Source organism: Cupriavidus necator, from assembly GCF_016127575.1.
GTDB classification, from domain to species: Bacteria; Pseudomonadota; Gammaproteobacteria; order Burkholderiales; family Burkholderiaceae; genus Cupriavidus; species Cupriavidus necator_D.
The window spans coordinates 373839-386833 of sequence record NZ_CP066020.1 but is presented as its reverse complement, the minus strand read 5'-3'; the positions used below and the strand labels follow the sequence as shown (position 1 = coordinate 386833).

Annotated in this window: 15 protein-coding genes; 8 read left to right on the top strand and 7 right to left on the bottom strand. The window is 60.2% G+C overall.

The genetic code is table 11. The features are described from left to right. Nucleotides 1-18: 18 nt before the first annotated feature. The 4 genes from I6H87_RS33875 to I6H87_RS33860 form a co-directional block, all read right to left on the bottom strand. Entirely contained in the window at nt 19-351 is a 333-nt protein-coding gene (locus I6H87_RS33875) for a hypothetical protein (protein ID WP_011154253.1), read from the bottom strand. Between the two features lie 54 nt (nt 352-405). Continuing rightward, nucleotides 406-1329: a CAP domain-containing protein gene (locus tag I6H87_RS33870; RefSeq protein ID WP_011154252.1), complete on the bottom strand. Its 924-nt coding sequence runs from the start codon at nt 1327-1329 to the stop codon at nt 406-408. 110 nt (nt 1330-1439) lie between these two features. After that, entirely contained in the window at nt 1440-2612 is a 1173-nt protein-coding gene (locus tag I6H87_RS33865) for a FlhC family transcriptional regulator (RefSeq protein WP_011154251.1), read from the bottom strand. A 2-nt stretch (nt 2613-2614) separates the two neighbouring features. Then, nucleotides 2615-3781, bottom strand: a complete 1167-nt coding sequence (locus tag I6H87_RS33860; protein ID WP_011154250.1) for a coiled-coil domain-containing protein — start codon at nt 3779-3781, stop codon at nt 2615-2617. Nucleotides 3782-4470: 689 nt separating this feature from the next. On the opposite strand from I6H87_RS33860, the gene I6H87_RS33855 reads away from it, so the two are divergent. The 6 genes from I6H87_RS33855 to I6H87_RS33830 all read left to right on the top strand — a co-directional run bounded on the left by I6H87_RS33855 (nt 4471) and on the right by I6H87_RS33830 (nt 8286). Further along, a complete protein-coding gene (locus I6H87_RS33855) occupies nt 4471-4779 on the top strand; it encodes a hypothetical protein (RefSeq protein WP_041688740.1) in 309 nt (102 codons plus the stop codon). Between the two features lie 100 nt (nt 4780-4879). After that, on the top strand, nt 4880-5308 hold the full coding sequence (locus tag I6H87_RS33850) for a hypothetical protein (protein ID WP_011154249.1): 429 nt from the start codon (nt 4880-4882) through the stop codon (nt 5306-5308). An 8-nt stretch (nt 5309-5316) separates the two neighbouring features. Next, on the top strand, nt 5317-6102 hold the full coding sequence (locus I6H87_RS33845) for a hypothetical protein (protein ID WP_011154248.1): 786 nt from the start codon (nt 5317-5319) through the stop codon (nt 6100-6102). A 12-nt stretch (nt 6103-6114) separates the two neighbouring features. Further along, nucleotides 6115-6681, top strand: a complete 567-nt coding sequence (locus tag I6H87_RS33840) for a single-stranded DNA-binding protein (RefSeq protein ID WP_011154247.1) — start codon at nt 6115-6117, stop codon at nt 6679-6681. A gap of 219 nt (nt 6682-6900) precedes the next feature. Further along, the gene (locus I6H87_RS33835; protein WP_041688863.1) at nt 6901-7977 is read left to right on the top strand and encodes a primase-helicase zinc-binding domain-containing protein; all 1077 of its coding nucleotides are present in this window, start codon (nt 6901-6903) and stop codon (nt 7975-7977) included. Between the two features lie 102 nt (nt 7978-8079). Next, the gene (locus tag I6H87_RS33830) at nt 8080-8286 is read left to right on the top strand and encodes a hypothetical protein (protein WP_011154245.1); all 207 of its coding nucleotides are present in this window, start codon (nt 8080-8082) and stop codon (nt 8284-8286) included. Nucleotides 8287-8363: 77 nt separating this feature from the next. Here I6H87_RS33830 and I6H87_RS34775 read toward each other — a convergent pair whose 3' ends face one another. The 3 genes from I6H87_RS34775 to I6H87_RS33820 all read right to left on the bottom strand — a co-directional run bounded on the left by I6H87_RS34775 (nt 8364) and on the right by I6H87_RS33820 (nt 10676). Further along, nucleotides 8364-8495, bottom strand: coding sequence for a hypothetical protein (locus I6H87_RS34775; protein WP_011154244.1), 132 nt, complete (start codon nt 8493-8495; stop codon nt 8364-8366). Nucleotides 8496-9134: 639 nt separating this feature from the next. Further along, complete coding sequence (locus I6H87_RS33825; RefSeq protein WP_011154242.1) at nt 9135-10133, bottom strand: PRTRC system protein D; 999 nt, start codon at nt 10131-10133, stop codon at nt 9135-9137. Between the two features lie 324 nt (nt 10134-10457). After that, complete coding sequence (locus tag I6H87_RS33820; protein ID WP_136227939.1) at nt 10458-10676, bottom strand: hypothetical protein; 219 nt, start codon at nt 10674-10676, stop codon at nt 10458-10460. Between the two features lie 547 nt (nt 10677-11223). Here I6H87_RS33820 and I6H87_RS33815 point away from each other — a divergent pair. Next, nucleotides 11224-12381: an integrase domain-containing protein gene (locus I6H87_RS33815; protein ID WP_011154241.1), complete on the top strand. Its 1158-nt coding sequence runs from the start codon at nt 11224-11226 to the stop codon at nt 12379-12381. A gap of 248 nt (nt 12382-12629) precedes the next feature. Then, entirely contained in the window at nt 12630-12911 is a 282-nt protein-coding gene (locus I6H87_RS33810; protein WP_041688738.1) for an HU family DNA-binding protein, read from the top strand. The last annotated feature ends 84 nt before the right edge of the window (nt 12912-12995 follow it).

Below are 12995 nucleotides of genomic sequence, written 5' to 3'. Positions count from 1 at the left end.
CCTCTGGTCCAGGGCGTGCTACCGCGAACGGTACAGCGACGTTCCGCAGCTGTTGCAGATGTGCCATTGGTGCACGGCGATGAAGGGCTGTTCACGCCAAAGGCGAATACTCCGTGATCCGCACCGATAGCAGGACATGCCGCGCTCCGTCACGCAAGTCGGATACTTGCGGGCATATTCACTCACCGTGGGCAGGCCCTCGCGGGTCAACACGAATGCGAGCAAGCCAAAGTACGAGAAGACCATGCACGCGATCGCCCATGGCCAAGCCCAGCGATCCTCCTGCCTGGCCCATTTGAACGCGAGGTACGCGGGCAATGCGAAAGCGATCGCAATCGTGATCCATTCCATCTCTCAATCTCCTGTTATGGCGCTTCACCAGCCCCTTCTGCTCGGAGGAGCGGGCTATCGCAAGGCCGTGGTGGGTGCTGCAGTCCTGAAGGTCCAGGAAAGGCTCACCGGCTTACCGGCCCGAGTGCCCGTGAAAGAAGCCGTGTAGGTCTCACGATCAGCCAAGGGCGCGAGCGGGAGCAGGAAGGCCGCATTGTTGCGTAGGTACTCGTCGGCAACACCAGCAGAACCATCCGCCTTCGCGGCGGGGGACACCAATACGCGTGCAGGCATCTCGGCGCCGTTTCTGGCCACAAGTTTGAAGGCCGTCACGGATAGCACTTCCGCGAGCGCGCCGTTGGCGTACACCATCAGAGGCCGGCCCGGCGTAGGCAGGTCTGGCGCGGGATTTGGCGACTCGCCGGCGAAATTGAACCCGCCCTGCACACCGATGTCGCCGTCCGCCGGCACAGTGACGAAAGTTTCAGCGTCAAACTGCTGACCGCCCCCGTAGGGCACGCCGTTGGGGGTAGGGCTTGGCTGCGTGGCAGTGCTCGTGCCAAAGTCCAGAACGCAATGGTTCAGGCCTAAGGCACCTATGCTGCTGTACCCAATACCGATGGATTCCTGGTTGGTCACAAGGGACTGCAGGTGATAGACGGTGTGGTACCACTGGTCGATGCAGCCGAGGCCAATCTCACGGTCGTTCGGCCCCCTGGCCGCGCCCACGACTTCGGCTACCCACTGGGAATCCCCGATACCGGCCTTCTGCGCGCGCAGCAGTGGCGTGGCCTCGTAGAAATGCTGAGACCCAGGTGTCTGGTCATGCTGCGCCACGCTGTGGGCACTGAGATAGACGGCATGTGCCTGGGCAGCTGTGTCGAGCGCGGCGTCCTGCGCGAGCAGCCCGACACCAAGCTTCTGGCGCAAGGTGTTGACGCCCTTGAAGAGCGCGAGCTGTCCAGAGCCTTCGGAGTAGGTTGGATCGGCCACGTTCATCCTGAGCGCAGCTGCCGCGGGCGCCTCGGGCAACTGGACGGGCGGTGGCGCGCTCCCAGTTGCCCAAACCGGGCCCGCGCAGCACGCTGCGATGACGAAGTAGTTTCGCATTAGTTCCGGCGCCCGCCACGCGAGGGGATCAACGTCCCGTTGCAGCACGGGCAAAGGAACGACTGCGAAAGCTCGATCTTCGCGGAGGAGTTCGATGCCAGATAGGGTGTGCCGCACTTCCGGCAGGGCCAAACCGCAAGTTCCTCGCTCGTCGACATGGAGCGGGCCAGATGCAGGGAGCGCTCGGCCGGGACATTGCAATCGTCCGCAAAAAAGGCCCGGTGAATGTCTAGCATTGCGACGAAGCTTTCCGGCGTCGAGACGTCACAGGCGATAGCGGACCGAAACAGCCAGATCTGGAATGTCGCCTGAACGCGGCGTTGCGCGGATTCGAGGTACCACATCAGCGAAGCAGGAGGTTGGCCGGATGGTGAGGACTTCCCGTGTATGCGCTGGTAGGTCTTCCTCGTATGCTCAATGCTGGTATTGAACAGTGAACAAACGCTCATGGCCCGACAGCTAAAGGACAGAAACGCTTCGAACAGAGCATCGCGCTCGAACGTCTCCAGGCGGAACTTGCCCCATACGCCAGAGTGGGGCAAGCGGTCCGAGCGGAGCGGCGAGGTCTCCATCAGGTAGTGGGCAATCATCTCCCGCGAGAGTCGGCCTGTGTGGATTTCCAGCCAGAACATCTCGTCCGCAAAGCGCCAATGGAAGAGCGGTATCAGACGCTCGGTCATGGCCACGTCGAATTGGTGCTGCGGAATTGAGCGCAGGTACGACGCCAATTCGTTGGAGATGCCGATCAGCGGTGCTGCCAACACCGACATGTTCAGGAGGTCGTACACAGCATTGATGTACGAGCGGTTGGTGTGCTCGAGCGCCAGCCTGTCCACCACTGATAGGCTGTGAGGCACCATTGCTTTGAGGCGTTCCATCGTGACCGTCGGCATCCTGCCCTCAATGAACGAACGCCAGTCCTCCACGGTCGTGAGCGTCGGTGCGTAAGCAAGGAATGACGTCCCCAGTACCTTCGACGACTGGCCGATATTTTCACGAAGCGACCGAAGGTTTTCGCTGGAGACCCTGAAAACGTTCTCCAGCGTCGGATGCACCGATACCGTGTTCAGGACGTAGTTGCTGATCCGGAGATTCGCGGAAAGCACGCGATCTCGCACCCAGGCCGGGAGAACAAACTGCTCAAAGATGGAACGGGTAAGCGTGGATTGCATCGTCAAGCTCCGGTGATAGCGATCAGTTCGTTGTGGAATGCCTCCGCACTGCGGCGCAAGGACAACAGCGCGGCGCCATGCTCCTTTACCTTGATTGCCTTGACGGAGCTTCGAAGCTTGGCGAGCGCATCATCGAGATCGGCCTTCAGGCCGTCGATGCGCAGCGCCAGGCTTCTTGAGTCAGCCTCCTTTGCCTCGTGTTGCTCAAGTTCGGCGTTGACCTCCGCCAGTCGTCGCTCAGCTTCCTTGACTTGCGCTTTTGTGGCGTCGAGCTTGCTGCTTTCACCGATGACGGCGTCGGAGAGGTCTTTGTATTCAGCGGGAACGACTTCGACCTTCACCTCCCTCACTACCTCTCGGATCCTTGAATCTGCTAATGCCTTCTGCAAGGCTTGTCGCTCTTCGTTCAATCTGGTGATGGAGAGCTGCAGGCTGTCCATGGCGTGCTGCTGGGACGTGAGTGCGCCAGAAGTGCGATCCAGTTGATCCTTCTGCGCAGCATTGAGCGCGTCCGCAGAGTTCATTTGCTCACGCATGTGGCGCATCTGGGCTTCGAGATCGCGCTGGCGCTCCAGACTCTCGTTCAGTTGCTCTTCCGCGGCTTCCAGCGTGGCCATGACGTGATTGAGGTCCTGGTGCGTGCGTCGAGACCACTCGATATAAGGCAGGATCTCCTTGCGCGAATAGGATTCATCGTTCTTGCGCGCGTCGATGAACCGCTGTACTTCCTCGTTGGTGATGTCCGAACGCTTGAGGATCGTCAGTTCGCCAAGGTTCAGAAACGTCAAGGCGTCGTGGTTCTCTGAGAAGTGATGAAATGCCTGCAGATACTTGATTACCGAGGCGCGTGAAATGCGCATGCCCCTGACGGCGAGGGCGTACAGACTGTCATCGGCTTCCTGGCGGGCGCGCGGCGTGTCGCCCAATCGCTTTTGCACGCACGTCAGGATGGAGTGGTAGATCTGGAATAGCCGAGACCCGATGGCGGTGTGTTCGGCCAGGATGCGTTTCCGGGAGAGCTCGATCTCCTGCGCTGCCTGCACGATGCGCCCGATGGCGCCGGCGTCGATAAAGTGACCCAGTTGCTGGGTCACCAGTTCGCGCATAGCGTTTGGCGACTTTGGATCGACCAGGTTGAATTCGCGACTTTCTTCTTCTTTCTTCTTCATTGGTTGCCCCTACGGAATGGTGTTGTAGCCCCGGTGATCGCGGCAGCCACTTCAACTTACACGGTAGAAGCAAATGTCAAGCAGACAACGGATGCGGCGATCTTGGGTCGGAAGCATATGCCGATGTCGAGGGGCAGAATGGCTCAAAAGCTTGGGAAAAACAGATAGCTTTCGAAAGTCAAGCTCGAATCAGCAGTGCTTCGCTGTGCTTTTTAACGACTTGGACCAATCGAATTTTAGGTATCACCCTCTTCAGACGGGTAGAGTTGTATAGACAAGTGAACCCCACTGCTGGGAGTTAGCGGGAGTTTTGGAAGGAACATGTTCCTTTCGAAATTGCGAATACTCGGGATTTGGACTCGCGATTCGATTCGATGCTCGATGTGAATGCGGCGAACTTGTCATGCATTGACTAGCCGTGTAGAGTGCAGACACCTCTAGCGTCTTTGACGCATCGACTCGGCGGTTAGATTGCACTGACATTCCGCTTGGGCTGCACAGGCCCGTTTGGCGGTCCGCCACATTCCATTTATTGCCGCATTCGGGCAGCGTCCTTACGACATGCATGGCATGTCGCAAGCGCGTTGCCGTTCTAAGCGCGCCTCATTGGATTCCTTGCTCTTCCGAGCATCGAATAATCGCCTGGCATCCGTCCAGGAAATCCCTTTGACTGTTTCTCGTGAGAAACCATGGAATCCTTTGCCAATAACCTGATCAAGCGCCCGCTCAAGCTCTTCGCCTTTTGCATGGCGCTGTATCTGGCTTCTCAGTCTTTCATCGTCGGTGTGTTTGTTGCCGCAGTCGCGTTCTTCTACTTGAAGGAGAAGGCGATTCAGTGGAGCAGGGCAGTACCGGCCGCGCCGAAGGTCTCGATGCCGGAGCACAACTCCGGGCCGAAACCATCGCCTGACCAACCCGCGGAGCCTTCTGAGCAGAAGTACGAGCGCTCAGCAGTTGTGACGCCAATCCGTCGTACAGGGACGCACGATCGTTCCTAGCCTCCAGCCGCCCAGTCCCCTGGGCGGCCCTATTCCACCTGTCACGGGTACTCGTTACCCGCCGACAGGTGGGTCTCCGGGTGCCTGTCCGGAGACCATCATGGAATCAACGACAGCAGGATGGCAGCTGGACTTCTTTGGTGAAGCTGCCGTCATCGTTCTCCCCCCTCCCAAGGTCGAGCCATTACCGGACCCCTCGCTTTGGAGCGAATCGGTAAGAGAAGGGATGGTCGACGCCTTGATCAGCCTGGCCTGCGACAGTCGCCGCGGCGACAACATGCCGGAATCGCTGATCGACTGCGCTGAGTTGCTGCGCGCCCGTATCAAGAACAAGCCACTGGAACTGGAGGAGTACTCCATGACTTTGGGCTGGATCTTTGGATACTGGGATGGAGCACTTCCCTATAGCTATGTCTGTGCAGTCTGCGGGGTTAGCCCGGAAGTCTTGCAGGACGTGATTCTCAACAACGCCCGCTTGCGTGCCGACCTCGATGGAGTGAAGCGCATGTGCTGCGGGTCTCTTCTTTGAGCCAAACCATGACACTGTTCCAGGTCATCAAGCAAGCCGCTGCCGCCATCATGGGCCAGCCGGCTGCGCCGTCGCTGCGCGCGGATGAAGTCCCGGTGGGCACCGGCGCGGACAATGAGTACCAGATCCAGATCAATGGCGTCCCGAACCTGTTTCGTGATGAAGGCGACCATGTCGTTCACTTCGTTGCCGTCTTCGATAGCCAGATTCAGCATACGGCATACGGCGACAAGGTCCTTCCGGAAGTCGTTCCGCGCTGGAGCAAGCTCGGGCGGCACGAGGGCGATGGCGTAACGCCGCAGTCCGTCGCCGAATCCGTCATGCGCCAGGCGAAGGAGCGCCAGCCCGTGGCAACGCCTGCAGGCCCAGAGAACTCGGCCGACTCGCGACAATCAGGCCGCGCTGAGCGTCAGATGCCGCACCGCGCACCGGCCAATTCGGCGGAGGCCCGTCAAGAAGGGCATGCCTCCCGGTCCAACTATACGGTCGGCACGCTGATCGAGTGGGGCGAAATGGAATTCCCGAATCGCAAGCCCGGCGGCAAGGCGACGTACACATCCTTTGCGGTCAGGTTGGACACTAGTGCCGGCGAGAAGACGCTACAAGGTGAAGGTCTGAAAGACGCCCTGGCTGACGTCGCTTGCAACATCGGCGACCGCGTAGGTATCAAGCGCTTGCACAAGGAGAAGGTGCCCGCCTTCCATCATGCGACCGGGCGCCCAATTCTGGACCCTGCCACCGGCGAACAAAAGCTTTGGGACCGGTGGGTCTGGCAAGTGAACCGCATTCATTGACAAGGAAACAACATGGCATCCGTGAACAAAGTGATTCTCGTCGGCAACCTCGGAGCTGACCCCGAAGTCCGGTACATGCCCAGTGGCGACGCTGTGGCGAATCTTCGCATCGCTACCACCGATCGGTACAAGGACAAGCAGAGTGGCGAGATGAAGGAAGCCACTGAGTGGCACCGCGTCTCGATGTTCGGCAAGCTGGCAGAGATTGCTGGCCAGTACCTGCGCAAGGGCTCGTCGGTCTACATCGAGGGCCGCATTCGTACGCGCAAGTGGCAGGACCAGTCCGGCCAGGACAAGTACAGCACCGAGATCGTCGCAGATCAGATGCAAATGCTTGGCGGTCGCGGAGGTGCCAGCGATGGCGATAGCGATTCCGGTACGGATCGCTCGGCGTCGCAGCAAAGTCCTGCCAGTGCGCAGCGGTCGGCCCCAACGGGGCAGCGCCAGCCGCCGGCGCGTCGACAGCCTGCACAGCCGCCGTCGAATGGCTTCGGAGATTTCAACGAAGACATCCCCTTCGCCCGGCCTGCCGCGCTCGATGGCATTCCGTTCCGCAACGACGGCGCGCCGCGGTACTGACGTGCAGCTCGTCGACGCATCTGTTTTAACTGCCTGCTACCGGATCCACCGGTAGCAGCAGTCTCCTTTTCCCGGCCATTTCGGCCATTCCCCATTCGCTTTCGCATACGCGATGCTGAAAAGACCTTCTGGCTTCTGCCGGGATGTCTTTTGAGCAAGCGTTTCTCCGCCTGTCTCAGGCATCGACAAACCTACTCCACCCGGAGTCATCCCATGAAGATGAAAGACCTTAGTGAAATTGTTGCGAGCTGGTCGTCTGACCAATGGGACGCTCTGGTTGCGCAGTACCTGCCAGCGTCCGCCCTTACCGACGCCTTCTGGCGCGGCCGCCCTGGACCGTGTCCGATGTGTGGTGGGCGCGATCGATTTACCTACACCCGCAAGCGGAATCGCGGGGATTGGGTATGCCGAAAGTGCAACGACGGCAGCCCTGCTGGCGGCGACGGCCTTGAGCTTGTCCGGCGATACACCGACATGTCTTACTTGGAGTTGAAGTGCCGGCTGAACGGCCAGTCCATTGATCCCGTTCCGGTCGTCTCCCATAAGCCGCGGCCATCACGACGGGAGGCTATGAGTCCCGCAGATCTGTTGCGCTGCGTGATGAAGCAAGTCAGTACGTCGAAGCCATTGACGGCGGGTGACCATGGCATGCGTTACCTGGCTACCCGTGTTCCTGGCTTGTGCGCGCCATTGCCGCAGGGATTGCGGCTGGCAACACAGGAGTACTGGCATGAGAAGGAGATCGTAGGTCGGTATCCAACGATCGTTGCTGAGTATCGTCTGCCAGATGGAAGGATTGCGACGGTCCACCGGACTTCGTTGGATCCTCACAAGGCTGAGAAGGCACTCGTCATTTCAAAGGACGGCGAGATCTTACCCTCGAAGCGAAACTACCTGACAGCGTTGCCGCTTGATGGTGGGGCAGTGCGCTTGATGTCACCGCGTAACGGGGAGATCGGCGTCGCCGAGGGCCTCGAGAGCGCGTATGCCGCCTACATGCTTTTCCGCGTGCCGACCTGGTTCTGTCTGAACCGCGTCGAGCTGAGCAGATTTGTTGTGCCAGATGGCTTGGGCATCCATACCGTGCACATCTTTGCGGACTTCGACACGGTCGACGTGAAGACGGGCAAGTCCCCCGGGATGGCCGACGCACTGACGCTGCAGAAACGGTTGCGCGCCGCTGGCTTTACTGTTGTGCTGCATCGCCCGAAAGTCCGTGGCACGGACTTTTGCGATCAGTGGCGAACGGAGTACCAACTTCGCCAGATGTCCCAACCGGCTGCCGTCGCAGCCTGACCTTTCCGCCACCGCCTGGTGGCATCACTTTCAACCTCTGCCCTGTGGGTCCGCCCCACAGGGGCGGAGTCCCCCGCGTGGCAGGTCTCTCTGGAGAATGCAATGCCGCAGAAGGGCTTCACCATGATCGTCAACAGACTGCACATTCACGCCATGCGGAGCACGCCGAACCGTGATGTGCAGGCTGGCCAGTCGGAGGCCCAGTTCTTCCACATCTATCGCCGCGACGAATCCGGCCGGATGGTGTTGGTAGAACGCAGCCTGTCTCTCGACTCTGCATTCGATTTCTGCTTGCCGACGCTGCACTGAGCCGGCCTTCCCATTAACGACAAAGCCCAGCAATTGCTGGGCTATTTTCGTTTACGGCCGGGACGCCGGCTGCGAGTTCAGCCTGCCTTCCGTGCCTTGGCACCGCGATAGCAGTGCACCACCGCCTCGATGACGCAATAGCAGATCACTACTGCGAACACGAAGCGATTGATGTCATGATTGGTCGATAGATAGTCGAAGAACTGCATGTTGATGGTTCCTTTGGCTGGTTGGTTGATTCTAGATTGCCATGGAATTCGGGGGAGTCAAGGGTAACCGTTCGGGCTCAATCGAAGAACCTGGACATCGCCGAGTTCACAGCGTTCAGGTCCAGATTGCCCTGAGGGCCAACCGTTTGGCCCTCAGGTTCCTGGGGCGCAATGTTGCTGACCGATGCCTGGGAGGCGGCTTGCGAGCTCATGGCAATGGTGTCTGCTGGCTGGGCTTCGAGGCGAGTTGGGGCTGCGCTGGACGGAGCCAGCGCCTGAACCGGAGCCGGAGCCGGACCCGGTGCAGGCGCAGGTGTAGGTGCAGGCGCAGGTGTAGGTGTAGGTGTAGGTGTAGGTGTAGGTGCAGGTGCAGGGGTAGGTGCAGGTGCAGGTGCAGGGGTGGGAGGGGGATTTCTGTCTGGCCGGTAGGTAAGCGCAGCAAGGATCCCGCCGGCGGGCGGTTGCACAGCTGCGCCGCTACCCGCCGAAAGAATTGCTTCCGCGCCCAACTCCGCCAGGCGACGGAGCACCTCCGCCCGCAGGCGGGGATCGCTGATCTCGGCGAGTTGTGCGCAAAGCCGCGGTGTCGTCAGCGGGCTGAGGGCAACTTTGATCGCGAGCTTTTCCATAGTCAGTTACTCAGCCCCGGGCTTGACGCGCGCTGCCGATGTCGAAGAAGCCCCGGACATTGGCGAAGCAGGGGGAATCCATGGCGACGATGTGCGAGCGCGGGAAGGCCGCGCGGATGGCGCCGGAGTATAGGGCGCTACCGCCACCGGTCAGGACGATCGCCGCAATATCTTCCGTGCGACCCACCCGGGTCTGCATCTCCTTCACAGCCATTTGGCACTGGGCCTTGGCGACTTCGAAGTACGGCCGCAGGTCGACCATCTTTTCGTAGTAGCGCATAAGCTTTCCCTGGCGCAGCGCCTTGTCGATGCGCTCAATGTCTCCGGTTGGCTCGCCGCCTTCGTCGGCGGAGAGGAGCGTGGCCACCTGCTTGTAGATCCGAGAGGACCCACCCGGCACGCCGCCGCTACGGGTGTCGTCCATCATGTAGCCGCGGGCGACAACCCAGTCGGTGGTGAAGTAGCCGACATCCACGATCAGGCAATTGTCGTCGGGATCCAGTTCCTTCCCCGACTGGCGCATAAAGGTCACCAGCGAGCCGAGGGGTTGGGGAAGCGCGACGACCCGCTTGATCGTGACGTCGCCGGCGCCGAAGTCATGGGCGCCGGTGAATCGCTCCTGCAAGGCGCCGGCGTACTTCTGCAGCGTATGGACGGGAAGGCCGAGGATGAGTTGGCCTACGTCCCTGGCCTGGGAATAGTGAAGCGCACCAAACAGCAGGGCTGCATACTCAGGCGTGGTAACGAAATCTTCCGACAAGGTGCGCCCGTTGTTGCCATAGGCCGAGGTGATCGAGACGTCTGGGCCCACCTCGTATTCGGCGCCATCAACAGTCACATGGACCACATCGCGAGCCTGGAAGTAGCCACCGCCGTGGCTGGCAAGGCTGGATGCCGAGCGCGTGGGGGCCAGCGACGGAAACATGCTGGCTGCCACGTCTGCGCCGAGGGGGAAGGCAAATTTGGTGTTTCCATAGCCGACATCGACCGCAATGGTATTGGTGCTCATTTGAAGCTCTCCTTGGCAAGTTGAACGTAGTCGGAGCGCGGTGGTGATGTTAGACCTATGACAGCACGGGCTATCTGGTGTCACCAAGTGTAAGCAAGTGACACCAGGGTGTGAACAGCTATCACCTGTTGAGACCTGTTGACCCGCAGCTAACACCTGCTCTCCGATCCCCTTCGAATCTACTCCTTGCGTCGCGAAGTCAAGTTTTCGAAAGCTCGCGAAATTGCCGGCGATTTCGTTGCGACGGCTCGGAGCTTTGGTTTATGCTTGGCATACCTTCAGCGTCCCCGACGCATCGACCTCGCCGACATCTGCGCGGCAAATTCAACACCCAAAGCCGGGCAACCGGGCCTTGCGGTGCCAGTTGTTCACGCCGGAAATTGAACCGGCATTTTTTTCAATCAAATCAAGTGGACCGTGTTGGATAGTGAGGACACCGGACACCGCGATACCAAGCCGATTGGCGGTCTGTTCGTGAAAATAGACCGTAGTGTGGACAATTCCGAAGCCGGACACCGGACAGGTGCTCTGTCGAATTTCCACGAATGCCAGACGCCCTTTCAGCCAGTTGGCTGGGCGCGGATCACGAAGCCCGACACACCGCGGCGGGAATGATCCGGCTTTGGGGCGGGGAGCTGGTACGTACCGATACGACGGTGGACGCAAGCTTCTGAGCAATATCGACCCGGGGGGCGCTACCGGTACCAGAACGGCGCAACAAGTAATCACCCATCACGGCATAGGCCGGAGGCATTCAGGACTTGATCCTGGCGCCATCCGGACCGGCATCGCGAGATGCACCGGATAGGGTGGCCGCGCAGCGGCGTGAAGGCGGAGGCCTTCACGCGCACAGCGGACAGTCACGACGCATTGCTTCCATGCTCAGGGCTGATCGGTTTGGCATCGCTAAAGGACAGGAAGGTAGTGGCGGGACCGGCTGGGTGGGCCGGTAAGCCGGGGGTGGTACCCCGGTGCACCGAGGGGGCAATGCCGGATCGGGGTCGGCGCTGTCCAGCAATGAGCGGCGGGCGTCCATGGGCGGGCATTCGCCTGGCGCCGCATGCGCGAAGCGCAACCTTCCGAGGACCGTATGATCAAGACTATCCACCTGCGCCCCATCATTAACCAGTACAACCTACCAGAACGGTTCAAGACTGAGTTTGCATTGCTGGCTGCGGAGCATTTGCACCTACCGCATAGCGGAACGCGAGTGAGCGGCAGGTCGCTGTCGCAAATGTCGCAGCGCCAGCGCCTGCAGGCCCTGCTCGCAATGTTCGTAGAGCTGCGCAGCGTCGGCGGCATGGCCGTGAATTCGCCATATAGCATCCGGCAGAAGCACGTCCGCTGGCTGGTCCAGTACTGGGTGGGTGACCGGAAGTTGAACGCAGGCACGGTGGAGCTGCGCCTCACCCACCTGCGTGCACTGATGTCGTGGATGGGCAAGACCAACGTGGTTGGGCGGATCGACGACTATGTAGAGCGGCCGGCCGGTTATGCACGGAGCTATATCGCACGCGAGGACAAATCCTGGGAAGGTAAGGGCATTGACGCGGCGGCAAAAATCGCCGAGATCGAGGTCACGGACGCCCATGTCGCGCTGCAGCTCAAGCTTGAGGCTGCTTTTGGTCTGCGGGCCATGGAAAGTTGGCGGTTGCGGCCGGCTTTGGACGTGCTCCCATCAGGGATGCTGCATGTGCACGACGGCACGAAGGGTGGAAGGCCCCGCCGCGTCCCGATCGAATTCGGCTGGCAGTACGAATTGCTTGGCAAGGCTGCGACACTCGCTTATGCCACCAATCCGGAAAAGGGGACGCTGATTCCTGCTACGTACACCCAGATCCGTTGGCGCCGGCGCTTCTATACCGTCCTGGAGAAGCACGGGGTAACCAAGAATGGTCAGGGCGTAACGGCACACGGACTGCGCCACCAGTTCCTGCAGCAGATGTACCAGCGGGAGAGCGGCCAGGCCGCAGCGGTGAAGGGTGGAGGGAAGGTGGTCGATGTCCAGGCGCACCGCGAAGCTATGCGCAAGGTGGTGGAGGCGGCAGGACACAGCCGGGCCACGAAAGCGAACGCGTATCTGTCGACGTACGCTACTCAGCTGTCAATCGGACGGACTGATCCAACGCTGGAGGATGTCAAAGCTGCGATCGCCGCGGCGGGTGGGAACAAGGCTGTCGCGGCACGCGAGCTTGGGATATCGCGAACGAAGCTGTATCGGATTCTCGCGCAAGAGGTGGGTCGATGAGGCAGACGGCGCGAGTGATTGCTCTCTGGGCAACTGGACGAATACGGTGGAGGACACTTGTCTATGCTGTCCGAGAGCGGCCAGCGGTCGTCGTCGGAAAAGGCGGATACTACCAAGTCGGAGATCTGTAGGGAGGGTTGAGCATGCTGAGCTTCTTCGGAAAGCTCATCAAGGACTCATAGTATTTGCAGACAAGAGCGGCATTGCCTGGAAGACAATGTCTGTTGTTTCCATGGAAAAGGAGAATCATGACGAAAGCCGAACTGATCGAAGCGATCGCCGCCGGTGTAGACGGGTTGACGAAGGCCAAGGCCGAAGAAGCGCTGAACGTGACCTTGCACGCCATCATGGATGCCGTGGCCAAGGGCGACGCGCTTTCCCTGGTAGGTTTCGGAACATTCAGCAAGGGCGAGCGGGCCGAGCGCATGGCTCGTAACCCGCGCACCGGCGAGGAGATCAAGGTTGAAGCTGCCAGGACCGTGAAGTTCAAGGCCGGGCAGCGATTCCGAGAGGCTGTCAATCAGGAGTGATCAGCATCCGGAGCAGTGTTTGCATGCAAAAGGCACGTCTTTTGGCGTGCCTTTCGCTTTTTCTGAAGGAACATGTTCCTTCCG